The organism is Streptomyces sp. NPDC056883 (assembly GCF_042788835.1).
Classification (GTDB): Bacteria; Actinomycetota; Actinomycetes; order Streptomycetales; family Streptomycetaceae; genus Streptomyces; species Streptomyces stoeckheimensis.
Genome location: NZ_JBHUBS010000018.1, coordinates 54,061 through 79,061 on the forward strand (window position 1 = coordinate 54,061; position 25,001 = coordinate 79,061).

Here is a 25,001-nt window from a genome sequence, read left to right on the forward strand (position 1 = left end):
GTCATGGACATTCCAGACGATGCGGAATTCATCGAGATCCTGGGGTCCGCCCCCGAACCGATGGAGCATGACCCGGACATCTGGCGGGTCGACACGCCCATCGGCGACGCCCAGGTCGTCACTCTGACCTTCGATATCGGAGCCGGATCGGTCCGGCTGGTCAAAGGCTCGGAAGAAAAGTACGAAATCGAGATCTACCGGGAAGAGGTGGATCGGATCATGCTGTACGCAGGGAACGGGGAGCGTGGAATTATCGTGGAATCCCGTGTTCCCGGCTTCAAGTGTGAGCTCCGGGCCGTGGTCTACCCGGAATTCCGGCTCACGGACCCCATGCTGTACGTGGGCTGACCGAGCTGGTCCATAAACAGGGGGACGCCCTGTCCGCACCGTGCGGACAGGGCGTCCCCTTTGGCCTTTCTTCACCTGGACGGACCGTCGAGGTGACCCCATGATCGCCTGACAGGTTCTTCAAAGGTTCTTCATCACCCCGCCCTACGGTCGTGTCCGACCCGAGGTGAGGAGTGGGAGAACCCATGAGGACGAACCGGTTGCTGATGGCGACGCTCGTGGCGCCGGTCCTGGCGTTCGCGCTGGCCGGCTGCGGAAGTGGGAACGACGCGAAGGAGATCCCGACCGCCGGCGACGGCACCTCGTCGCCCGCCGCGTCGCAGGCCGGCGGGGAGAACACCGGCGGGAGCGGCGGGCAGGGCGGCGCGCAGGGCGAGGTCGCAGCGTACGTGGACGCCCAGCGCAAGTGGGTCGGGTGCATGCGCCAGAACGGCGTCGACCTGCCGGACCCCGACGCCAAGGGCCAGGTCGAGACGGGCGACGTCGGCGCGCTGAAGAACGACCCGAAGTTCCTGACCGCCTCCCAGAAGTGCGCCGACCTCAAGGTGACCGTGCCCAAGGCGGTGGAGCGGCTGCTGCGCCCCAAGCTCACGCCCGAGCAGGTCAAGACCCAGCGCGACTACGCCGACTGCATGCAGAAGAACGGCGCCGCCGACTTCCCCGACCCGGGCCCGGACGGCTATGCCGAGGACGACAACTCGGGCAAGGCGATGTGGGACCAGAACTCGGCCGGCGCCAAGCAGGCCACCCGCGCTTGCGCCTCGATCATCGGCGACCCGGTCGGCACCGGCCCGGGCAAGGGTTGATACCAGGGGCTGGAGCAGGGGTGGGGTTCGGGGGTCGGGAGTGAGGCGGGGCGGAGTATGGACAGGACTTCGGACATGACGGATCTGGAGCGGACGGAGCCGGAGCCGAGAGAGCCGGAGCCGACGGAGCAGGGGTCGACAGAGCAGGAGTCGAGAGAGCCGGAACGTGTGGCCGAGGCGGTGGCGGAGGGGATCGCCGCCCCGGCCGCCGGCGCCGGCCGCGGCCGCACCGTCCTCGTGGTGGGCGCAGTCGCACTCGTCGCGGCGGTCGCGGTCGTCGGCGCCCTCGGCCTCGGCGGCGGGGCCGATGACCCCGTCGCCCCGGCCCGCTCGGGCTCCACCGTCCAAGTGACCAAGGAGAACCTGGTCGAACGCACCCAGGTGGAAGGCCAGTTGGGCTACGGAGCCGAAATACCCCTGCCGGTCAAGGCGACCGGCACGGTCACCTGGCTCCCGGAGCCCGGCAAGACCGTCGAGCGCGGCGGGGAGCTGCTCCGCGTGGACGACCGCCCCGTGGTGCTGCTGTACGGCGCGCTGCCGATGTTCCGCGAACTGGGCCTGGGCCAGGAGGCGCCGACACCGACGCCGACGGCGACGCCGGGGAGCGGTCGGGGAGGGGACGGCCAGGGTGGCAGTACGGCATCGAGCGGAAGCTCGGGCAAGGGCGGAGGCACGGGTACGGGTACGGGCACAAGTACGGGCACGACCGCCGGTGCCGCCTCCGCCTCCGGCGCCCCCACCCGCCCCCTGCGCGGCATGGACGTCATGCAGTTCGAGCGGAACCTCGCCGCGCTCGGCTACACCGGCTTCACCGTGGACGAGGAGTTCACCACCGGCACCGCCACGGCGGTCAAGCGCTGGCAGAAGTCCCTGGGCCTGCCCCAGACCGGCCGGGTCGGCATCGGTGACGTCATCTACTCCACCGGCCAGGTCCGGATCGGCCACGCCGCCGTCCGGCTCGGCTCCGCGGTCGGCGAGAACGCGCTCACCCACACCGGAACGGCCCGGAAGGTCGTGGTCAACGCCTCGGCGCAGGAGGCGTCATGGGCGGTCCGCGGCACCGCGGTCACCGTCACGCTGCCCGACGGGCGCGAAGCACCTGGCGAGGTGGCGTCAGTGGGCACCAGCGCGACCGCGGGTTCCGACGACGGCGGCGGAGGCGGAGGGGAGGAGGGCGGCGGACAGCGCGGCGGCTCCGATGCGGCGCGCGCGACCGTCCCGGTGACCGTCGTCATCGCCGACCAGGAGGCCCTGGGCCGCCTGGAGAGCGGCCCGGTCGGCGTCTCGTACGTGGGCAAGGAGCGCCGAGGTGTCCTCGCCGTCCCGGTCGCCGCGCTCGTTGCGCTCGCGGAGGGCGGCCACGGTCTGGAGACCACCGACGGCACGTTCGTAGCGGTGCAGACGGGCCTGTTCGCCGACGGCAAGGTGGAGGTCTCCGGGCCCGCCGTGCGCGAGGGCCTGAAGGTGAGGGTCCCCGAGTGAGCCCGGTACACCCCGAGGCCCGCCCGGAGACTCCTACGGAGATCAGTCCCGGGGGCCTCCCCGAGGTCGTGCGCTTCGATGCGGTCTCCAAGACGTACCCGGGCGGGGTGGCGGCGGTTCGGGACGTCAGCCTGACCATCGGACGCGGCGAATTCATCGCGATCGTCGGCCCCTCGGGCTCCGGCAAGTCCAGCGTGCTCAACCTGATGGGCAGCCTGGACCGGCCGACCGCCGGCCGGGTCCTGGTCGACGGCCACGACGTCGCGGCGCTGTCGGACCGCGAGGTTTCGGCGCTGCGGGCGACCCGGATCGGCTTCGTCTTCCAGCAGTTCCACCTGGCGATCGGCGTGCCCGTCCTGGAAGCGGTGGCCGACGGCCTGCTGTACACGGGCGTCCCGGCGCGCCGCCGCAGGGTGATCGCGGCGGCGGCCCTCGACCGGGTGGGCCTCAGCCACCGCGTCCACCACCTTCCTCACCAGTTGTCCGGCGGCGAACGCCAGCGGGTGGCCGTGGCACGGGCGGTGGTCGGCGAGCCCGCGGTCCTGCTCGCCGACGAACCGACCGGAAACCTCGACTCGGCCTCCGGCGCCGCCGTACTCGCCCTGCTGCGCGAACTCCACACGGCCGGCACGACCGTAGTGATCATCACCCATGACCGTGAGATCGCCGCCGCGCTCCCGCGCCGCATCGAGATGCGCGACGGCCGCGTGGTCGCGGACTCGGGGCGGGCCCACGCGGCCCCCACTCCTGCCCCGGATCCGGATCCGGTTCCGGCGCCCGTCCCGGACGCCGACCCCCATACCGACACCCACACGCCCTCAGAGGCGCACGCGCCCTCCGGCCCGCTCGCGCCCCTCAGTCCCGAGGCGACCCCATGACGCTCCTCCCCGCTCCGGCCCGGCGCGATGGCGCTCGGCTGCGGGCCGCACGCCTCCACCCCGCCGACATCGTGCGACTCGGCAGCACTGGGCTGCGGACCCGCCCGCTGCGGGTGTTCCTGTCCGCGCTCGGGATCGCCATCGGGGTCGCCGCCATGATCGCCGTGGTCGGGATCTCCGGGTCCGGGCAGGCCGAGGTGGACCGGCGGCTCGACGCGCTCGGGACCAATCTCCTGCGGGTCACCCCGGGCAGCCGGCTCGGGGGCGGCACCACGCGGCTGCCGCAGGAGGCGACCGCCATGATGGGGCGGATCCCGCCCGTGCAGAGTGTCGCCGCCACCGGCTCGACCGATGCCCACGTCTACCGCAACGAGCGGATCGCCGTAGGCCGCACCGGCTCGCTCACCGTGCTCGCCGCCGGGCGGGAGCTGCTCCCCGTGGTCGGCGGGCGGCTCGGCCGGGGCCGCTGGCTGGACGCCACGACCGAGCAGTACCCGGCCGTGGTCCTCGGCGCGACCGCCGCCCAGCGCCTCGACGTGCACACCCCGGGTACCCGGGTGTGGCTGGGCGGCCGCTGGTTCTCGCTGGTCGGCGTCCTCGATCCGGTCGCGCTGGCTCCCGAACTGGACGGGGCCGCACTCGTCGGCTGGCCGGCCGCACGTACGTACCTGCGCTTCGACGGCCACCCGTCCACCGTGTACGTAAGGGCCGAGGACCGGCAGGTCGCGGCCGTACGGTCGGTGCTCGCGGCCACCGCCAACCCCGAGACCCCGGGCGAGGTGCAGGTCTCCCGCCCCTCCGACGCGCTCGCGGCCCGCGAGGCCACCGAGTCCGCGCTGACCGGACTGCTGCTCGGCCTTGGCGGGGTGGCGCTCCTCGTCGGCGGGGTCGGGGTCGGAAACACCATGGTCATCTCCGTCCTGGAGCGCCGTCCCGAGATCGGCCTGCGCCGCGCGCTCGGCGCGACCAAGGGCCAGATCCGGATCCAGTTCGTGACCGAGTCACTGCTGCTCTCGCTGCTCGGCGGCCTCGGCGGCACCGTCCTCGGAACGCTGATCACGGCCGCGTACGCGCTCTCGCGGGGCTGGCCGACGGTGGTGCCGGTGTGGGCGACGGCCACGGGCGTCGCCGCGACGCTGGTGATCGGGATGATCGCGGGGCTCTATCCGGCGGTACGGGCCAGCCGGCTCGCCCCGACGGAGGCTCTGTCCGGCACCTGACCGCCGTTCCGGGGCCGCTCGCCCGGCCCCGGGAGCCGCCCGTCGGGGCCTCGCCCTCGTACGAAACCCGCCCCACCGTCACGCGGTACGTCCCGCCCCCCGTGCGGAACCCGCCCCACCTCGGTCCGGAAGCGGCCAACATGCCCCGGGAACCGTCTGCCGTCCCGGTTCCGCCCGCGGCCGCCCGGAATGGAGGGGTCCTGCGAAGCGGATGGTTCCCCTCTCGCCCCGGGGTGCCGGGCATTGCCCCAACCGGAATTCTGCAGAGAATTGGCCACCATGGCCGGACTGCTTCTGCGGAGTCCGGAATGATATGTACCGGCCATTTCTGAAAAGCGACCGGGCTCGCCGTAGGGCATTGAACAAAGCACGTCTCACGGCAAGTCTTCTCCCTGTACCCGAACGAACTGACCCGCCCGGCACACAAGCCCGGCGGGAAATCCACGAGTTCAGGGAGAACAAATGAATCTTCGGACAAAGGTCGCCGCGGCGGCCGTCGGCGTCATCGCAGCCACCGGCGGCCTGGTCCTGCCCGCCACGGCCGTTGCCGCGCCGACCGGTGCCACCGCCTGCAGCATTCCCGGGTGGGGCGTCTACGACGGCAAGACCGGCGGCACCACCTCCAACGCGGTGAACATCCGCTCCGGTCCGTCCACCGGCTGTACCGCCCTCGGCCAGGCCCAGATCAGCCATGCCCTGCGCTACGACTGCTGGGTGAGCGGTGAGAACGGCACCTGGTCGCACATCTACGACTACGCGACCGGGTACCAGGGCTGGATCAAGGACAGCCTGCTGAACGGCAACGGAGCCAGCGCCCACTGCTGACCCCGCTTTTCGGCCCGCCGGTGACCGGTCCACGGACCACGTGACCCGGTCCCCTGGTCACGTGGTCCGTCGCGTGACCGGGGGACCGGTCGGGGTCACGGGGTCGCCCCGCCCCGCACGGGCAGCGCGACCGTGAAGACCGTTCCCGCCCCCACTTCGCTCTCCACCTCGATCCCGCCCTGGTGGTCCGCCACGATCTGACGGGCGATCGAGAGCCCGAGCCCGCTGCCTCCGGTGGCCCGGCCGCGCGCCGCGTCCGCCCGCCAGAACCGGTCGAACAGGTGGGGCAGATCGGTCGCCGGGATTCCGCTGCCGGTGTCCCTCACCGCGATGCGCGCCAGCCCGTCCCGCTCGGTCACCTCGATCCGTACGCTGCCTCCCGGAGCCGTATGCCGCACCGCATTGCCCACCAGGTTGCTGAGCGCCTGTCGCAGCCTCCCCGGATCGCCGTACAGCCGTACCGGCACCGGCGGGACGGCCGCCGAGAGCTCCACCCCGGCCGCCGCGGCGAGGGCGCCGTGCGCCGTACGGCACGCCTCGGCCAGCACGCGCGCGTCGACGCCCGCGCGGTGGTACGTGAGGACGCCGGCCTCCGCGAGTGCCAGGTCCTGCAGGTCGTCCACGATCCGCTGTTGGAGCAGCACCTCCTCGTGGAGCGAGTCGAGCAGTTCGGCGTCGGCCGTCAGGACCTCGTCGCGCAGCGCCTCCAGATAGCCGCGCAGATTGGCCAGCGGCGTGCGCAGTTCGTGCGCGATGTCGCCGACCATGCGCCGCTGCCGCTCCTCGCTGGCCTGGAGCGAGCCGGCCATGCGATTGAAGGAGCGACCGAGCTCGGCGATCTCGTCCTTTCCGGCCTCCGGTACCCGACGGGCCAGGTCCCCCTCGCCGAGCCCGCGGGAGGCGGCGGTCAGCGCCCGGACCGGCCGGAGCACCGTCCGGCTCAGCAGCAGCGCCCCCAGGACGGCCGCGGCGGCGACTGCGACGGCGACGGCGACGGTAGGACCGACGGCCAGCGAGCGCCCGGTGCCGTCGAGCGCGCCGAGCCGGACGGTGAGCGGCTGTGGGGCGACCTTCGCGGTCCGTTCGGCGAACAGCCGGCGCAGGCAGTCCGTGCGCGCGGCTCCCTCCTGGCGGCCGCAGGCGGCCTCGATGGCGGCGCCGTTCTCGCGCAGCTCGGCGGGGTCGCCGACGGCAGCCGGGCGGGTGCAGGCCCCACTGCTCTCGGCCGGGCCCGTGCCCGCGTCCGCGTAGTCGGGTACGCCCAGGGAGCCGACACTCATGGTGACGGCCCGGCCGGCCCGGGTCAGACAGCCCGCGTACGTCACGCTCCGCGTGTACTGGTCGATGGCCGACGCCGTCATCTTGGGCTGCGAGGGGACGAATCCGCCGCCGGGGAAGACCGGTTCGGGGCGCGGATCGACGAACAGCGGGGCCGCGGTGCCGCCGGCCCTGGGCTCGCGGCCGAGCAGCACGTCGGAGTCGGCGAGCTGGGCGCCGCCCGCGTCGGTGATCCGGATCCGCTGCCCGGTGTCCCGCGCGAGCGCCCGTACGGTCCCGCCGACACCGTCCCAGGTCCCGTGGCCCAGTGCGTACTGCCTCAGCTCCTCGGTGATCCCCGCGACGACCTGCCGATCGGCTGCGGCCGACTCCCTCACCTGTCGGGTGACCTGTGCGAGGGTCAGCCACGCGGTCGCCGCGGTGGCGGTGACCACGACGAGGAGGAAGAGCGCGAACACCCGGACCCGGAAGCTCACGCGCCCGCCCCCGTGCCGTCGGCGAGCCGGTACCCCCGCCCGTACACCGTCTCGAGCAGCCGCGGCCGCCCGGGGTCCGTCTCCAACTTCCGCCGCAGGTTCATCACATGGGCGTCGACCGTCCGTTCCAGGACGCCCCGGTCCAGGCTGAAGACGTGGTCGATGAGCTGGGCCCGGGTGAAGACACGTCCCGGTTCGCGGGCGAGGACCTCCAGGAGGGCGAACTCCTTGGCGGTGAGCATCACCGGCCGCCCGGCGACGTGCACCTCGAAGCGTGCGGGGTCCAGTTCGAGGGCGCCGACCCGCAACGGCCCCGGCCTGGCGGCGCCCGCGCCGCCGGTGTGGGACCGGCGGAGAAGCGCCCGGACCCGGGCGGTGAGCTCGCGCGGGCTGTAGGGCTTGGTGAGGTAGTCGTCGGCGCCGAGGTCGAGGCCGAGGAGCAGGTCCTCCTCGGTGCTCCGGGCGGTGAGCAGCAGGATGGGAACGTCGGAGCCCTCGGCCCGCAGAATGCGGCACACGTCGAGCCCGTCCACGTACGGCAGCATCACGTCCAGAACGATGAGATCCGGCCGGTTGGCCCGCGCCATTTCCAGCGCACTCCGCCCATCGGCCACGACGTGGACCGCGTTTCCCTCCCGCTCCAGATAGATCCGGACGAGCCGTGACTGCTTTTCGTCGTCCTCGGCGACCAGAATGCGTGCACTCACCGATTTCCCCCACCCCGGACCAGGAATTCACTCAAAAGGCGACGGGGCAACGTTATTACACGGCGTCGGCAGCGGTCACACCGACGGCTCGCCGAAATCCCGAGGTTGATCCCGAGCAAGCGCACGTACCCATCTCCGCGTAAAAGATGCTGGTCCGGGCATGGGTCGATGCCCAAGCGGTCTGGGTGAAGGCTTCAGATCCCACGATCAGAGGGTTACGTTCCGGTCCTCCCTGAGGAAGGAACCCTCGTCGTGCGATCCCTCTTCCGCGCCCTCGGCGCGTCCGCCGTCGCCCTGGCCCTCGCCGCCCCGCTGGCCCCCGTGGCCGCTCACGCCGCGCCCCGGGCCTCCGTACGGGCCGGCTACGGCTCCAGCACCTCCAGCCGTGTCCTCGCCATACCGGGCACGGTCAACTTCCGTGACACCGGCGGGTACCTCACGTACGACGGTGAGAGAACGCGGTGGGGGGTGCTGTACCGCTCGGAGACCCTGTCGAAGCTCCCGCCGGAGGGCGTGACCGCGCTCGGCCAGCTCGGGCTCGGCGGAGTCATCGACCTGCGCACCGGCCTCGAGGTCCAGGTCGACGGCCTCGACCGCCTCCCGGCCGGCGTCACCTCCATCGCCCAGCCGGTCGACGACACCAACCTGTTCGCGTTCATCGGGCAGATCGTCCGCAGCAAGGACCCCGCCTACCAGCAGGCCCAACTCGGCAACGGCGCGGCGGAAGCCCGGATGAGCGCGCTGTACCGGGGCTTCGTCACCAACCCGGCGAACCGTTCCGCGCTCGGCGCCGCGATCCGGTCCGTCGCGAACTCCACCAAGCCGGTGGCGTTCCACTGCTCCGCGGGCAAGGACCGCACCGGCGTCCTCGCAGACACGATCCTGCGCGCGGTCGGCGTCCCGGCGACCATCTCCGAACAGGACTACCTGCTCTCCAACCAGCTGCGTGCCGCCTCCGACAAGGCCCTTCGGGATCAGGTGAAGGCCGGCGGGTACATGCAGAACCCGGACCTGCTCATCCCGCTCCAGGAGGTCCGCAGCCCGTACCTCGCCGCGTTCCGGGACCAGGCCGTCGCCGACTACGGAAGCTTCGGCAGCTTCCTGACCAACGGCCTCGGCCTCGACATCCCCACCCTGATCAAGCTGCGCGAGCGAATGGTCGACTGACCGACCCGGAAACACCGGCTGGGCCGCAGAGTCGCAGGCAACAACCATCACCGCACCTACGGCCACCATCAGCCCGGATGAAAACCATTGGTGTATCCCGCCATGCCCCAGGACCATGAGCTGCCGCCGTTCCGAGCCGGGACGGCGGTCACTCATGTGCCGACCTGGGAGGAACCCTGCATGACCCTTGTGCCGACAGTCCGACGCGTGCTCGGCGGCGGCCCGTTCGCCGAGATCGGAGAACCCGCCCTGGCCGTCGTAGACGAGCGCTCGCGGACGGTCGCTGTGGGCGGGGACCTCGGACATCTCCAGTGGATGGGCAGCGGGACCGCGGACTCCCGGTGGACGGGGCACCGAATCGGTGTCTACGAGCAGGACGGGCTGCGGTGTCGGCACCTCGTGCGGTCCCGGTACCCCGTTGGCGCACTCGCCTTCCACCCCGTTCTCCCCCTGCTGGCCGTTGGCACGGGGTGCTACGACGGCGGCTACTCGTTCGAAGGTGAGCTGCTGCTGATCCACCTGGACTCCGGCGACGTGGTGTCCGCCCTGCCGTTCCGGCGGGAGGTGCTCGACGTGGAGTGGCGCAGCGAGACGGCGCTTCGTCTGGTGTTGGCGCCGTTCGACGACTGGGAGAACCCACAGGCACACGAGCAGGGTCATGCGGTCGTTGTGGCCCGCTCGGACTGGGGCGCCGTCGGGCGGGGAGCGATCTGCGGCGAGGAACTGGCCGCCCCTGCGGAACCGGTCGTCCGGCCGGATCACGGCCCGGAGGCCCGCCGCATCCTTACGGAGCTCGCGGCGTCGGCCGATCGGCAGTGGTCCGTACGGCGCCGTGTGTGGGCCGTCGAAGGGACCGAGGACGGCCGCGTGCTGGCCGCTCTGGACGGGGTCCTGGCGGAGTCGTGGCTGCCATCGGGAGACCTGCAATGGGCGGTCGAGGACGAGGCGGGCGGTCGGCAGCTGGTGCCGGCCTCCGACGGCAGTTCGGTCTGGACCAATGCCGAACGTCGCAGTCGCCTCAAGGGAAGGCGTTGGGAGACGGACGCCCCCCGGGTCGCCCGGATCGCCGTCGATACGGGGCAGGTGCTGGAGACCTTGAGTCCGGGGGTGCTGACGGTTCTCGTCGCAGGCGGCCAGAGGGCGGTCCTCAGGCAGTTGGGCGGCCGCCGCAAGCATCCCGAACGGCTGATGATGATCGACCTCGACGGTGGTCCGGAGAACGGTCCGGAAGTCGGCCACTTCGACCTGTTCAATCACCCCTTCGCCGTCCGTCGCGCGAGCCGCCCGTACGTCTTGGTGGGCACTGATCCGGACATGCCGCACAGGGGCAAGTGGGTCACCGCGCTGGGCGCCGACGGGACGTTGCGGTGGCTCTTCGCACACTCCTGGGTTCCGGAGGAGCATCACTTCGGGGGCCCCGCGGTCGAACTCGCGCAGTCCCTGGTCTATGCCGGCGCCGTCCACCACGGTCAGGGGCTCCAACCCGGTGGCGCCTACGTCGTGCGGCGATCCCTCAACGGCTCGGTGCGGTGGCAGCACCGTACCGATCACCCTGCCACTGCCCTCGACACCGACGGGGACACCGTCTACGTGGCCTACAACTCCGGCGCTTTGACGGCGCTGGACGCCGACGACGGCTCGGTGCGCTGGCACACCGAGCTCGAAGTCGAAGGAGCACCGACCGCCGCACTGTCCCTCGCCGTCACGCCCCAAGGACACTTGCTCATCGGAACCGTCGACGGCCGGATCCTCGAGCTCCCACCTCGGCCATGACCCCGAGAGGGCCACACCGGCGCGCACTGAGCCGAGGGAACCGAACTTGCTCACGCAGACCACGATCCGCCCTCCCGGTGATGCTGCCGGAGGCATTGTCCGAGCCTGCCCCTAGAGTCGCCCCAACGTGATCGCGGCGGCGCTGCGACCGGGGGTGTGCCATGCCGTGCCATGCCCCGGACCAGGCCGTCTTACCGAGGAGACAGCACATGGGGTGGGTTCCGGCCGGCGACTACGAAGTCGCCCTCGACGACGGGAAAGTGGTCTGCCGCAACGCGGCGGGTCGCCGGCTGAAGTCGGTCCCGGGGAAACTCGCGGACGACCCGGCCGTGGTCGGACTGCGCCAGCTGGTGGAGTGGCTGGACCGGCACGAACGCCAGTGCGTCGCCGACGTAGAGCGCTGGATGGTGCGCTCGCTGCCCGTGCCCGTCGCGGTCGTCGCCCAGGTGTGGCAGGACACGGCCTGGCGCTCCGCGCTGCGCGACCTCGTCGTCACGGGTGAGGACGGCGAGGTCGCGGGATTCCTCCGCGACGCCGACCCCGTCCGGGGACTCGGCCTGGTCGACCTCGACGGCGACACGGTGCGCATCAGCCCCGAACTGGTCCGCATCCCGCACCCGGTGCTGCTGGCGGACCTGGAAGAACTCCGCGAGTTCGCGGTCGAACTCACCGTGGACCAGCAGGTGCAGCAGCTCTTCCGCGAGGTCTGGCACCGCCCGGCGGACCTGGATCCGGAGACCGCCTCGGTCGACGACTACGCGGGCGGCGCCTTCAAGGAACTGCGGTTCCTGCACGGGCGCACCACCCAGCTCGGCTACCGGGCCCGCGGCGGCCAGGCGGTCTGCCCGGTCGTCGAGGACGGCCGGGCGGTCGAGGCACGCATCTGGATCGGCGACTACGACAGCTACGAGCGGACCGAAACCGGCTCACTGACCTGGACCGACGCCGCGGGCCGGGCCCTGACCGCAGGACAGGTCGGCCCGGTCGCCTGGTCGGAAGGCATGCGCATGGCGGCGGCCCTGTACGCGGGACGCGACATCGAGGACGAGGAGCAGGCGGCATGAACACCGACATGAACACCGGCGTGAACACCGACGACATCACCCGGGCCGCCGCCCTGCTGGACGCCGGGGCGATCCTGCGCGTCGGCTCCGTCGCCCGCGACGACGCCGACACCCTCACCGCCCGGACCTACACCCACCCGGCCCTGGACGACCGGCGCGTGGTGCGCCTGGTGGCGGGCACCCTGGGCGAGGCCGAGGACCTGGCCCTGGACTTCCTCGGACTCGCCCGCGAGCCCGATGCGCCCGAGGTGGGGCAGGTGCGCCGCGAGACGCTGGGCTTCCCCGCCTGGGCCCTGGTCAACGATCCGGCCAACGGCCACCACGCGCTGGCCCTGGTCAAGGACATGGAACGGCTGGCCCGCCAGGCCAAGTCGCGGGCCGGCGCCGCCAAGGACGGCTTCGAGGCACTCGCCACCCGGCTCGGCCGCGCCGTACCGCACTTCCTGCCGACGTTCTACGAGCAGGCCGCGCGCGTCTTCCTCCAGCACGACAACAGCACCTACGGCGCGACGCTCTTCGGCAAGGCGCGCGCCGCCGAGCGCGTCCACGGCCTGCCTGTCGACGAGGAGCGGCAGCGGGCGGTCTTCCTGGAGTTCGCCTTCGCCGGAGCCCTGACCGTCAAGGCGCTCAAGGACCACGCGCAGGACCTGTCGCGCCGCCTCGCCCCGGCCGAGGCCTGGGCGCAGTTCCGCCAGCTCGCCGTCGAACGCTGCGGCGCGGGCATGGCACCGTACGCCGCCCTGCCCCAGGACGCCCGCGCGCTCATCAAGGCCGCGGGCCTGGACCGGGAGACCGCCGAGAGCACCTTCGTCGCGGACCTGATCGCCTCGCCGAGCATCGTGCGGGCCCCCGCGTCCTTCTGGACCGCCTACCGCCCGACCCTGGTGGCGCTCGCCGCCGCACGACCGGAGATCCGCATCCGGCTGCTGGAGATCATGCCGGCCGGCCTCGGCGGCGACCGCAAGGCCGACGAGGCCTGGCTGTCGCTGCTCGCCGAGACGGGCGCGGACACCCTGCTCACCGACGTGCGGAGCACGGACGGCGTCGACCCGGCGGACTGGCTCAGCCGCTGGGCCCTGCACCGCAAGCACGGCTCGTCCAGCTCGCAGCGGTGCGCGCGCACCCTGGCCCTGGTCGAGCGGATGGCCCCCCGGCTGCGCGCCGACGGCCGTCCCGCCGACCTCTTCCAGGGACGCTGGCACGCGGGCGCCGACCTGGACCTGCTCGACGCCTGCGTCGCCTGGGGCATCCCCGTCACCGAACCGGCGCCGGGTGCCAACGTCCACCTCCCGCTGGCGCGCTGGATCGGTGACGACACCCCGGGCCGCCGCGACCTGACGGCCGTCGCCGGCCGTCCCCGCTTCCGCGGACTGCTGTACGACGCGCTGAACGGCCTGAACGGCCATCGCACGGGGGACTCCGTACTCACCGCGATCGCCGCCCACCCGGTGCTCGGCGCCGTGCTCCACGACTGGCTGCGCGATCGCACCGCGGAACTCACCCGTGCGGCAGGACTGCCCGGTTCACGGGCGGCGCTGCGGCGCCTGTCGTCCTTCCGCGCGGTCGCCGGCCAGGTCAACCCGCGGGCCGTCGCCGATATCGCCGCGTACGACCTGGCGCCGGTCCTCGCGGCCACCCTGCGCGCCGGCGTCCTGGACGAACTGGGCTGGCCCGCCCTGGAGGAGACCTACCGGCGCCTCGACACCGACCAGGCCGACCAGAACCACTGGATGGTGGTCGCCGAGGCCTGGCCCGCCCTGGTCCTCGCCAACCGCCACACGGCCGTCGTGGTCGGCCCCGAAGGGGTGCTCCTCGAACACGAACTGCGCCTGCCCGCCGACCTGGACCACTGGCGCCGCCCCCACTTCCGCTACACCGACGGCGAACTGCTGGTCATCTGGACGCAGGACGGCAAGCAGCGCGCGTACTGGTCGACCCGCCCCGCCGAACCCTTCACCCTCGGCGGCGAGCAGCTCCCGCAGTGGTGGAACGGGCAGGAGGTCGACTCCCCGTCGCTGCCGCTGCCCGGCGGCGGCCGCGCCACCGGCGGCCGCACCCTGCACGCGGGCGACACCACCCTGCCGTCCACCCGCCCCGTGCTGGGCGACGGCACCGGACACTGGCGCCAGGGCAAGCAGGGCCGAGACCACTGCTGGGTCGAGTACGACCCGGCGGGCGGCACCCACGGGCGTGCTTCGCTGCCCGCCTTCCTGCAGTCGGGAATCCGCGACGGCGCCCGCCTCGTGACCGAGGAATGCGAGGTCCTGCCGCTGCTCCCGGGCCTGGAGACCACGCCGTTCGGTACCGACGGCACCGTCCTGGGCCGCTGGGTGCGCACCGAGGGAGAGGACCCCGACCGCCGCATCACCTCCGGCACCCCCGACGGGCGGACCTTCACCCTGCCCGCCGAGCCGGTCCGCCGGGACCCCGTACCGCTGGGCGCCCTGAGGCTGCCGGGCGGAGCCGCGCCGCTGGCCGCCCTCGTCGGCGGCACCGTCGAGCTGTATCCGGAGGACGCCGTCACCACCGACGCACTGGGATCGGTCCCCCTCGGCGAACGGGGCGGCGAGTACGCCGCCGGCACCCGGTACGTCCCGCCGCCCGCCTTCTGGCACGCCCTGCGCCCGCGCGACGAGCAGGGCTCGGCGGCCCTGCGCACGGTCACCGACGCGCAGATCGCGACCCTCCTCGACACCGTCGCCACGGCGCTGGCCGGACGGAAGGCCGCGGTCGCCGCCGACACGTCGTACGTCGGCCCCTCCGCGGACGAACTTGTCGAGGCCGCCGTCGCCGCGGCGCTCCCCGCGCTGACCGACGCCCGGCTGCTCACCGGCGTGAGCGCGCTGGTGCGCACGGCCGCCCACCACCGCGCCGCCACCGCCGCGTACGCCACACCCCCGCAGGACCCGCAGCACGGGGGGAAGCCGTACGGCGACGGGATGTACGCCGACCACCGGCCCGTCCACGGGGACGACGCCACCCTGACCGCCGCCGTCGCAGGGATCGCCACATCGGGCGGATACCGGTACTGGGGGCGCGACGAGAAGTGGAGCGGCCTCCAGCAGATCCTCTCCGTCAACCAGGTCCTGTCCGGCAAGCCCGCCGACGGCAAGCCCCTGCCCGACTCCACCGCGCTGCCGGCCCTCGGCGACGGCTGGACGAGCGAGACCCGGACCGTCCCCGGCATCGAACTGGCCTGGCTGCCCTTCCTGGACGCCCTGGGCCCCCTCGCCTACCGCGCCGCCGCCCCCACCACCACCGACGAACACCGGGAGGCGCTGCTGCTCCTCCTGGAAGCGGTCGCCACCGGCCCGCTCACCCACCCCGTCGGCGCCCTGCGGCAGGTCCTGCTCTGCGAGGAGGACGGCGAGGACCGGGCCGACAAGAACAAGAAGCAGCGGATCGGCCAGGTGCTGCGCCGAGGCGACCGCACGGTGGTGATCCTCGGCCGGGAGTACACCCAGCGCGACGACCGGGTCCACTGGCTCGCCCTCGACCACGACCCGGCAGGGGAGTTCGGCCAGATCGCCGACTTCACCCACCACGAGGACCGGCGGTACACCCCCGCCCTCCCGCACGAGCGCCTGCTCCCGCTGATCCGCCTCGTCCGCGAGCGCGGCGCCGCGCCGTGGCGGCCCGAGGCGCCCGCCACCCTCGACGCCGCCACCGGCATCGGGCCCGCACAGGCGACCCTGCTGGTCGCGGCGGGCACCGGCGAACCGCACGCGGACGCACTGACGCTGACGGGTCTCAAGGCCCGGCAGGCCGAGCGGGCCCACGACCGGCTGAGCGCGCTCGGCGCCGCCAACCGGCTGGCCCTGCTGGACGCACTGCTGCCCGCCGACCCCGCCGACCTGTGGGAGACCGGCCCCGACACCACGGCGGCCGCCAAGACCTGGGCGGAGCACCTGGGGTCACTGGTCCGGCTCCCGGAGGACCTGGGCGACGTCCTGGCCGGCGTGTCCATCGCGTCGGCGGAAGCCGTCCTCAACCCCGATCGCACCACGTGGCTCAGCCGCACCACCGTCATGCGGCTCGACAAGGACGGCGACCTCGTCGCCGAGGACCCGGCCGCCGTCCCCGGCCGCGGCCACCTCACGAGCGCGGTGGCCGCGCTCAGCGGGCTCGCGTACGGGCTGCCGTACGGCCATCCGCTGCGCGCCCACCTGCCGGCCGGGCTCGCCGCGCTGCGCCGGCGCCTCGCCGACCCCGGGCTCATCCTCGACCTGGACGTGGAGTGGACGGAGAAGGGCACCGCGACCGCGCTCCCGCTGCGCACCGCGTACGGCATGCCCGCGACCGGAGGGGCGGGAGCCGACGGCCTCACCCGCCTCGGGGACGCCCTCGTGCTGCGCCCCTGGTACGGCGACACCGAGATGACGCTGGTGCGTACGGCCGGGCTCACCGGCGCGGACGATCCCGTCTTCGGGCTGCTCGAAGGGCTGGTCGGTACGGGCCGCGCCCACAGCTTGGCCGCGGTGCGGACCCTGCTCGGCGACGACCTCGAACAGGCCGTCCTGGCCGGTTCGGTTCCCGGCGGCTTCACCGGCTACGCCCAGGACCCCGCCCGCTCGGTCCCGGAGCTGGTCGCCGAGGTCGCCGCGACCCACGGACTGGGCGACGACGCGGCCGTGCTCTACCTGCAACTGCTCGCACTGCCCGACCCGACCGACCGCGACCGCACCCGCTGGACCGGGTGGACGCCGGGCCGGTCGAAGAAGGCCAGGACCGAACTGGCCGCCACCGGCCTGGTCCTGGAGGCCAAGCGGTCCCGCGCGGGCCGGACCCTGTTCCTGCCCTGTGGCTGGCACGAATTCAAGGCCCCCGCCCTGCCGGTGGAGACCTGGAAGGAACCCCTCTACCCGCTCCGTGACCGCACCCGGGCCGTGCCGCACCTGCCGGTGCCCGCCCTGTTCGCCCGCGCATGGGGCCGCGTCAAGGACGGCGACGCCCCCGCCTTCGAAGAACTCACCACCCGTGCCACCCGGAAGGGCCGCCGCCGATGACCACCGACACCACCGTTTCCGCACCCCCGTCCGCACCTCCGTCTGAAATCGCAGCCGCCCGGCAGGTCAGCCCGCCGGAGGACCGGCACGCCGCCGAACTGGCCTTCCTCGCCGCCTACGACGACGGCCCCCGCCCGCCCGCCTGGCTGCTGACCCCGCGCGCCGTCGTCACCTTCGTGATGGGCAGCGCGGGCGAGGCCCTGCGCCTGCCCGAGGGCGCTGCTGCCCCCGACGGCGTCCCGCGCAAGCTGGTCGTCGAGCAGAAGTTCGTCGGCGACCGCGCCCTGGTGGAACGCTGCGTCGTCACCCTCGCCGGAGAACGCGGGCTGCTGCTCGTCGGCGAGCCCGGCACCGCCAAGTCGATGCTCTCCGAGCTGCTGTCCGCCGCCGTGTGCGGCACCAGCGGCCTGGTGGTGCAGGGCACCGCGGGCACCACCGAGGACCAGCTCAAGTACGGCTGGAACTATGCGCTGCTCCTGGCCCAGGGCCCCACCCGGCAGGCCCTGGTGCCCTCCCCGGTCCTCACCGCCATGACCCGTGGCGCGGTGGCCCGGGTCGAGGAGATCACCCGCTGTCTGCCCGAGGTCCAGGACGCCCTGGTCTCGCTCCTGTCCGAACGGCGCATCGCCGTTCCGGAACTGGCCGGCAGCGCCGACGCCCTCGCCCACGCCGCCCCCGGCTTCACCCTCATCGCGACCGCCAACCTCCGCGACAAGGGCGTCTCCGAGATGTCCGCGGCCCTCAAGCGCCGCTTCAACTTCGAGACGGTCGGCCCCATCGGCGACCTGGACGCCGAGACCGCCCTGGTACGCCGCCAGGCCCACGCGGCCGTCACCCGGGCCGGTGCACCCTTCCAGGTGGACGACGCGATCCTCGAAGCACTCGTGACGGCCTTCCGTGACCTCCGGGACGGCCGGTCGGCCGAAGGCTGGGAGGTCGAGCGCCCGTCGACGGTGATGAGCACCGCGGAGGCGGTGTCCGTAGCCGGTTCGCTGGCCCTGGCCGCCGCGTACTTCCCCGGCGACCGGGACGTGCTGTCCCTGCTCCCCGGGCACCTGCTGGGCGTGGTCCGCAAGGACGACCCGGCCGACGCCGCCCGGCTGCTGGGCTACTGGGACGGTGCGGTGCGCCGCCGCGCAGAGCAGGGTTCGGCGACCTGGCGCACCCTGTGGGACCTGCGCCCGGCCCTGGAGGGCTGACACCATGACCGCTGCGCCCCCGGCCCCCGCCACCACGGCGGAAGCCTTGACCACGGCGGCCCCCGCCACCAGGGCGGAAGCCGCCACCAGGGCGGAAGCCGCCACCACGGCGGAAGCCGCCACCGCCCCGTCGGACTTCACCACCCCGGCCATGACTCCGGACGAGGCGGTGGAGGCCCTGACCGACCCCACCGCCCCGTACCTCATCGGCGTGCGCCACCACGCGCCGTCGCTCGCCGCCGTCATGCCGGAACTCCTGGACGCGGCGAAGCCCGAGGTGCTGCTCGTCGAGCTGCCCGCGGATCTGCAGGAGTGGCTGCCCTGGCTCGCCCACGCCGACACCCGGGCCCCCGTCGCCCTGGCCGCCGTCCCCGCCACCTCCGGTGGGGCCGGTGGGGCCGGCGGCGGGGCCGGGCGCGGGCCGGCCTTCTACCCGTTCGCCGATTTCTCTCCCGAACTCGTCGCCGTGCGCTGGGCCGCCCGCCACGGCATCCCCGTGATCGCCTGCGACCTGCCGCTGTCCGACCCGGCCCGGCACGAACCCCGGCACGAACCCCGGCACCCGGCCGCGGCGGGCCACGACGGCCCCGGACTGCACGAGGCGCTCACCGCTCGCCTCACCGGCCGTCCCGGCGAGGACCTGTGGGACCGCCTGGTGGAGACCGCCGCCCCCGGCTCCCCGCCCGAGGCGCTGCGCCGCGCCGCCCTGCTCACGGGCTGGGCGCTGCGGCACGACGCCGAACGGGCCGGGGCGGTGGCCGCGTCGGACCTGGCCCGCGAGCGCTGGATGCGCGCCCGGATCCACGAGGCCACGGCCTCCGGGCGCCGGGCGGCCGTGGTCGTGGGCGCTTTCCACACCCCGGCGCTGCTGGGCCCCGGGACCGGCCCGGTGCCGCCCGCGGACGCGCTCCCCAACGGTCCGGCCTGGACCGTTTCCCTCATCCCGTACACCTATCCGCTGCTGGACGAGCGGTCCGGCTACCCGGCCGGCATCCGCGACCCCGAATGGCAGCACCTCGTCCTGGAGGCGGCGGGCCGTCCCGCCGCCATCGACGAGGCACTGCTCACCACGGCCGTACGGATCTGCGGCGAACTGCGCGCGCAGGACCACCCCTCGGGTCCCGCGGACGCCCGCGAGATCGTCCGGCTGGCGGGCGACCTCGCCCGGCTGCGCGGCCTGCCCGCACCCGGCCGCGGCGAACTGATCGAGGCCGTCCAGACCGTACTGGCCCAGGGCGAACCGCTCGGCCGCGGGCGCGCCGTCGCCCGCTCGCTGGAACGGGTCCTGGTCGGCACCCGCTCCGGCCGGCCCGCACCCGCCGCCCCGCGCAGCGGTCTGGCCCCGGCCGTGGAGGACGCGGTCGAGGCCCTCGGCCTGCCCGGCCCCGCCGACACCGGCCCCGCCGCCCGCGACCTGCGGCTCGACCCCCTGCGCTCGGACCTCGACCGCCGCCGCGAACTCCTGCTGCGCCGGCTGACGGTCTGCGGCATCCCCTACGCCTCGTCGACGCCCGTGACGGGCGCGGGCGCCGGCGAGGCCGTGACCACCCGGTGGGAAGTGCGGTGGACTCCGGCCACCGCCGCCATGCTCACCGCCGCCGGAGTACGCGGCGTCACCCCGGCCCAGGCCGCCGAAGGCCTGCTGCGCGAACGGCGCCGCGCCGAACAGGACGACGGCGGGCCCACCGCCGCCCAGAGCATCGACGGCCTCGCCCAGGCCGCCGCCTGCGGACTGCCCGCGCTGGCCGACGAACGCCTCACCGAACTGGGCGAGGGCGTACCGGCCACCGGCACACTGCCCCAACTGCTGGCCGCCCTGGCCCTGCTGGACCGCATCCGGGCCGGCCACATCGCCGGACTCGGCCCGGACCCGGACCGCGCCGCGCGATCGGCGGCCGTCGGTGAACTGCTCACCTCGGCCGCCGTCCGCCAGGTCGACGGCCTCACCGGCTCCGACGACCCCGACGACGCCCGAGCACTGCTCGAACTCGCCCACCGCGCGGACGTCTTCGGAGGGATCCGGCTCACCGACGCCCTCACCCGGCTGGCCGCCGAGGGCTCGCCGCTGATGTCCGCCGCAGCCGGAGCCATCCGCGTCCTGCTCGGCCACGAGGACGCCCACGCCTTCGGGACCCGCACCGCGTCCTGGGTGGACGCGGCCACCGACGCCGCCACCCGCACCGCGCTGACCGCCCGCCTCACCGGCCTGCTCACCGCAGCCGGCCCACTCCTGGAGACCATGGCGCCCGTCCTCGACCCGGTGCTGGACCGTGTCACCGACCTCGGCGACACCGCCTTCCTGGACCGCCTGCCCGCACTGCGCGGCGGCTTCGACACCCTCAGCCCCGCCTCCCGCGACCGCTTGCTCGCGGCGGTGGAGGACCGGCTCGGCGACGCCGCGGGCGGGGTCACCGACACGGACGGCATCGACCCGGCCGCGCTGGCGCTGTGGACCCGCGCCGACCTCGCCGCCCGCGCGACGCTGGACCGACTGGGCCTGCTGCCCTCCGCCCCCCAGCCGGATCCCGACCTCCGCGGGCCGAGCGCGACACCGCCGCACGACCGCGACGGCCGCCCCGCCGAACCGTCACCAGCTCCCCAGGCGGAAGCCGACGTCGACGTCTACGGACCCTCCGCGACGCCCCCGCACGACCGCGACGACCGCCCCCGGGAATCGTCATCGGCCCTCCCGGCGGAGCCTGCGACCTCCGACCGGACCGGTACGCCACCGCACGCCCCCGGCCGGCCACCGGCCCCGGACACCGCCGCCCCCGCGGCCGCGCAGCGGCCCGGCCTGCCGCCGGCAGCCTCCCCGGCAGCGCCCGCCGCATCCGGGGGAGCGGCGGGGCGGGCCGCACCCGCGCCGGACCGCGTCCTGGCCCCCGCAGACCGCTGGCGGCTGGTACTCGGACGCCGCACCGACCAACTGCCCCCATCCGCAGCACCGCTGGCCACCGCGCTGGACGAGCTGTACGGCACCGGCCGCGGCGAGGGCTCCCGCGGCGATCTCGGCGCGGGCAACCGCGGCGGCCGCGAGGCGCCCTACCCCGGCGTCCGCGAATGGTCCGAGGAACTGTCCGCCCTGTTCGGCCCCGGCATCCGCGAGGAGGTCCTCGCCGCGGCCGCCGCGTCCGGCCGCCGCGACGTCCTGGGCGAACTCGACCCCGACAGCGTCCGCCCCTCAGTCGACCTGCTGCGTACGGTCCTCCAGCACGCGGGCGGCCTCCCCGAGGCCCGGCTCGGCGCACTCCGCCCCCTGGTCCGCCGACTCGTCGACGAACTCACCCGGCAGCTGGCCACCCGGCTGCGCCCCGCCCTGACCGGCATCACGCTGCCCCGCCCGAGCCGACGCCCCGGCGGCCGGCTCGACCTGGCCCGCACCCTGCGCGCCAACCTCGCCACCGCACGCCGCGCCCCCGACGGCAGCGTCCAGGTCGTTCCCGAGCACCCGGTGTTCCGCTCCCGCGCCCGGCGCGCCGCCGACTGGCGGCTGATCCTCGTCACCGACGTCTCGGGCTCCATGGAGGCCTCCACCATCTGGTCGGCCCTCACCGCGGCCGTCCTGGCCGGGGTGCCCACCGTCTCCACCCACTTCCTCGCCTTCTCCACCGAGGTCATCGACCTCACCGACCACGTGCACGATCCGCTGTCCCTGCTGCTGGAGGTACGGGTCGGCGGCGGCACCCACATCGCCGCCGGGCTGCGCCACGCCCGCACCCTGGTGACCGTGCCGTCCCGCACCCTGGTCGTCGTGATCAGCGACTTCGAGGAGGGACATCCGGTCGGCGGGCTCCTCTCCGAGGTGCGCACCCTCGTCGGAGCCGGGTGCCACGTACTCGGCTGCGCGAGCCTGGACCACACCGGCCGCCCCCGGTACTCGACCGGTGTCGCCGGGCAGCTCGTCGCCGCCGGGATGCCCGTCGCCGCCCTCAGCCCGCTCGAACTCGCCCGCTGGGTAGGGGAGAAGATCGCATGAGCCAGGACAGCCAGCACCTGCCCGCCGTCGCGCCCGCCGTGACCGCCGAGATCGTCGGCGCGCTCTCGCCCAGGCTGCGCAAGCGGCTCGACGCCGCCATCACCAAGATCGCCGACCGGCCCGTCATCCGCGACGGCGACACCGTACGGATCACGGTCGACGACGAGACCGACCTGGAACTCCACGCCCCCGCCGGGGTGGTGACCACGGCGGACGCCATCCGCTGCGGCTGCCTGCTCGCCCCGGGCTGCCTGCACCGGGCGGCGATCGCGTCCGCCGCGCCCGTGGCCGACCCCGAGGCCGCCCCGTCCTCCGACCCGGACGCCGGCCAACCGTCCCCCGGCGAGGCCCCCGGAGCCCCTCAGCCGCCGGAGGCCGAAGAGAGCACGGCCACCCCCGAGCAGCGTGCCGCGGCCGGCCACCTGTGGGCAGCGGGCGCCGCCCTGCTCGACACGGGCATCGAAGGCGCCGGAGCCGTCCTGCAGTCCGAACTGCTGCGGGCGGCCCACACCGCCAAGCTCGCCGGCCTGCCCCGCCCGGCCGCGGCCGCCGTCTCCGTCGTCACCACGCTGCGCTCCGCCCGCTCCGCAGACCCCGCCTACCGCCTCGCCGACCTCACGGCAGCCGTCCTCGAACTGCTCGGCACCGCCCACCGGCTGCCCGACGCCACCGGACCTGAACTGGCCGCCCTGCGCGGCACCGCGCGGCAGACCTACGTACCGGACGGATCCCTGCGCCTGTACGGCCTGTTCACCGAACCCCTGATCACCGCCGGCGGCTACGCGGGCGCCATCACCTGGACCGCCGCCGCCGACGGCCGCCTCTACACCGTCTCGGACATCGCCCCGGGCGGCCCCGGCCGAGCCACGGCGGCAGCCGGGCGCACCGTACGCCTGGGCGACACCGCGCTCACCCACCGCCAGTTGTCCCACGCAGGGCTGGCCCTGTCGGGGGCCACGGTCTCGCCCACCGGCCGCCTCGGAGCGGGCACCGGGGTCAAGGCGGTCCAGGCGGCGGGCGCGGCCTGGACGGACGAACCCCTCGCCGCCCTGTGGGCACCGCCCGCCGCCGAACAGATCGCGCGCGCCCTGCACTCCCGGGCACCGGGCGCCGACCTGCTCTTCCTCGACGTGACGATCCTGGGCCCCGCCCGCGAGACCGGCGGCGACTGCCTCCTCGCCACGTGCGGCGACCTGACGCTCCGCCTCACCGCGGCCCACGACCATCCCGCGCTGGCGTACCGCGACAACCTCCGGATGCTCGCGGCCCTGCCCGGTACGCGCCTGCGCGTCGTCGGCCGCCTCCTCCCGGGCTCCCGGCCCAGCCTCCGACTCCTGGCGGCCGCCCACCCGACGGATCCCGCCCGGCGCGTCGACCTGGGCCTGGACCGGCTGCAACGTGCCGACCTCCCCTCGGCCCCGCCGCCGCCCGTCGCGCAGGTCCCCACCGGCCGGGAGGCGGACCAGGCCCCCCTCCACCTCCTGCGCCGCCGCCTCGAGCAGGCCGTCGCCGCCGGACGCCCCTTCCTGGCCGTCCCCGGATCGTTGTCGGCCGACGCCGGGCAACTGCGCCGCTCGGCCCTTCCCACCGCCGCCGATCTCCTGGCCGGACTCCAACGCACCGCCACCCGGCGCGCCCGCGACCCCTTCGGCCGCCTGCTCCCCGCCGACCCGACCGATTTCGCCCGCGCCTGGCTGGGCGCGGCCCTGTACACGGAGGCTGCCGAGACCTCGCTGTGTGCGGCGGCATGGCAACAGGAACGGTGAGGGCAGCGGCGCCGGGGGAGCCCGTCAGCAGGCTGCTCGGGGCCGCTACGGGCGCCGGGCGGTGGCGAGGCCGAGCGAGGTGACGACGAGGGCGAGCAGCGTCACCGCGGCGAGGGCGGCCAGGGTGTGCAGGTCAGGGTGGGCCACGGACTGGCCGCGTCGCGCCTGCCAGGTGAGGACCGCGAACAGACCCGCGTACCAGAGGGCGAAGCCGCCGACGAGCCGCGTGCGGACGCGGCTGCCGAGCGGTCGGCCGAGGCGGGTGCCGGACAGCTGCACGAGGACGATGAGCAGCAGCAGGACGTGGATGGCGTGCATGCCGACGAGGTGCGGCACGCGGAGGTCTCCACCGGTGAGGCTCCAGCCGGTGAGCGGCATGCCGTGGCCGTCGGGATCGCCGATGCCGTGGCCGCCGCTCAGGACGACCGGGTTCCCGGCCGCGTCCGCGACCGTACGCGGCTCACTGGCAAGGGTGTTGAGCCAGGCCGCCACGGCCATCCCGGCCGCGGCCAGCGCGAGCCCCGCGCCGAGGGCGATGCGCAGCGCGCGGTCCTCGTCCGACTGGAACAGGACCAGTGCCGCGATGACCAGGGTGGCCGCGAGGAGCGGCATGACACCGATGGAGAACGCCGTGCCGACGGTGCGGGCCACGGCGTCGGTGTTCTCGTTGAAGTGGCTGTACGTGCCGTGGGCGGCGGCGTAGGCGACGGCGCAGACGTCGATCACCCCTGCCGCCGCGATGACGCTGCCGGTCCACCAGCCCAGCCGGCTGCCCCTGATCAGCCGGCTCAACAGCCAGGCCAGCGTGACCCCGTACACGCCGAAGGCGAATCCGAACTTCATGGGCTTGAACCAGACGGACTCGCCCATGAGTTGCCGGTCGTCGATGAGGATGCCGACGGCGGCGACCAGCGAAATGGCAAACATCAGTGCGGCGTTGAGCATCAATGGGCGATGCCAGGTGCGTAGTCGTGCCGGTGCGTGGTTCACAGGTCCTCCGGAGGCCGGCGCTGGTGAGTGGCCGCCAGGC

The 25,001-nt window shown here is 74.2% G+C and carries 16 protein-coding genes; 13 read left to right on the top strand and 3 right to left on the bottom strand.

What is annotated here, in order from left to right:
• Positions 1–3 precede the first annotated feature (3 nt).
• The 6 genes from ACFRU2_RS33020 (at position 4) to ACFRU2_RS33045 (ending at position 5,559) form a co-directional block, all read left to right on the top strand.
• On the top strand, positions 4–348 hold the full coding sequence (locus ACFRU2_RS33020) for a hypothetical protein (RefSeq protein WP_382979294.1): 345 nt from the start codon (positions 4–6) through the stop codon (positions 346–348).
• Between the two features lie 185 nt (positions 349–533).
• Positions 534–1,154 carry a hypothetical protein gene (locus tag ACFRU2_RS33025; protein WP_382979297.1) on the top strand — a complete coding sequence of 207 codons (621 nt, stop codon included), beginning with the start codon at positions 534–536 and terminating at the stop codon, positions 1,152–1,154.
• A 75-nt stretch (positions 1,155–1,229) separates the two neighbouring features.
• Entirely contained in the window at positions 1,230–2,636 is a 1,407-nt protein-coding gene (locus ACFRU2_RS33030) for a peptidoglycan-binding protein (RefSeq protein ID WP_382979300.1), read from the top strand.
• A 41-nt stretch (positions 2,637–2,677) separates the two neighbouring features.
• The gene (locus tag ACFRU2_RS33035; RefSeq protein ID WP_382979535.1) at positions 2,678–3,514 is read left to right on the top strand and encodes an ABC transporter ATP-binding protein; all 837 of its coding nucleotides are present in this window, start codon (positions 2,678–2,680) and stop codon (positions 3,512–3,514) included.
• On the top strand, positions 3,511–4,734 hold the full coding sequence (locus ACFRU2_RS33040; protein WP_382979303.1) for an ABC transporter permease: 1,224 nt from the start codon (positions 3,511–3,513) through the stop codon (positions 4,732–4,734). Before ACFRU2_RS33035 ends, ACFRU2_RS33040 begins: the two co-directional genes overlap by 4 nt.
• 462 nt (positions 4,735–5,196) lie before the next feature.
• Positions 5,197–5,559: a hypothetical protein gene (locus ACFRU2_RS33045; RefSeq protein ID WP_382979305.1), complete on the top strand. Its 363-nt coding sequence runs from the start codon at positions 5,197–5,199 to the stop codon at positions 5,557–5,559.
• A gap of 95 nt (positions 5,560–5,654) precedes the next feature.
• Here ACFRU2_RS33045 and ACFRU2_RS33050 read toward each other — a convergent pair whose 3' ends face one another.
• Entirely contained in the window at positions 5,655–7,313 is a 1,659-nt protein-coding gene (locus ACFRU2_RS33050) for a sensor histidine kinase (protein ID WP_382979307.1), read from the bottom strand.
• Positions 7,310–8,020 carry a response regulator transcription factor gene (locus ACFRU2_RS33055; protein WP_382979310.1) on the bottom strand — a complete coding sequence of 237 codons (711 nt, stop codon included), beginning with the start codon at positions 8,018–8,020 and terminating at the stop codon, positions 7,310–7,312. Before ACFRU2_RS33055 ends, ACFRU2_RS33050 begins: the two co-directional genes overlap by 4 nt.
• Before the next feature lie 252 nt (positions 8,021–8,272).
• On the opposite strand from ACFRU2_RS33055, the gene ACFRU2_RS33060 reads away from it, so the two are divergent.
• The 7 genes from ACFRU2_RS33060 (at position 8,273) to ACFRU2_RS33090 (ending at position 23,971) form a co-directional block, all read left to right on the top strand.
• Positions 8,273–9,187, top strand: a complete 915-nt coding sequence (locus ACFRU2_RS33060) for a tyrosine-protein phosphatase (RefSeq protein WP_382979313.1) — start codon at positions 8,273–8,275, stop codon at positions 9,185–9,187.
• A 180-nt stretch (positions 9,188–9,367) separates the two neighbouring features.
• Complete coding sequence (locus tag ACFRU2_RS33065; RefSeq protein WP_382979314.1) at positions 9,368–10,960, top strand: PQQ-binding-like beta-propeller repeat protein; 1,593 nt, start codon at positions 9,368–9,370, stop codon at positions 10,958–10,960.
• Between the two features lie 209 nt (positions 10,961–11,169).
• Complete coding sequence (locus tag ACFRU2_RS33070) at positions 11,170–12,024, top strand: DUF4132 domain-containing protein (protein WP_382979317.1); 855 nt, start codon at positions 11,170–11,172, stop codon at positions 12,022–12,024.
• Positions 12,021–17,030, top strand: coding sequence for a hypothetical protein (locus ACFRU2_RS33075; protein ID WP_382979320.1), 5,010 nt, complete (start codon positions 12,021–12,023; stop codon positions 17,028–17,030). The genes ACFRU2_RS33070 and ACFRU2_RS33075 overlap by 4 nt, the downstream gene beginning before the upstream one ends.
• Entirely contained in the window at positions 17,027–18,229 is a 1,203-nt protein-coding gene (locus ACFRU2_RS33080; RefSeq protein WP_382979323.1) for an AAA family ATPase, read from the top strand. The genes ACFRU2_RS33075 and ACFRU2_RS33080 overlap by 4 nt, the downstream gene beginning before the upstream one ends.
• Positions 18,230–18,233: 4 nt before the next feature.
• Positions 18,234–22,205: a DUF5682 family protein gene (locus ACFRU2_RS33085; RefSeq protein ID WP_382979326.1), complete on the top strand. Its 3,972-nt coding sequence runs from the start codon at positions 18,234–18,236 to the stop codon at positions 22,203–22,205.
• The gene (locus ACFRU2_RS33090) at positions 22,202–23,971 is read left to right on the top strand and encodes a hypothetical protein (RefSeq protein WP_382979329.1); all 1,770 of its coding nucleotides are present in this window, start codon (positions 22,202–22,204) and stop codon (positions 23,969–23,971) included. The genes ACFRU2_RS33085 and ACFRU2_RS33090 overlap by 4 nt, the downstream gene beginning before the upstream one ends.
• A gap of 45 nt (positions 23,972–24,016) precedes the next feature.
• Here ACFRU2_RS33090 and ACFRU2_RS33095 read toward each other — a convergent pair whose 3' ends face one another.
• Complete coding sequence (locus tag ACFRU2_RS33095; protein ID WP_382979332.1) at positions 24,017–24,898, bottom strand: hypothetical protein; 882 nt, start codon at positions 24,896–24,898, stop codon at positions 24,017–24,019.
• Positions 24,899–25,001: the final 103 nt, after the last annotated feature.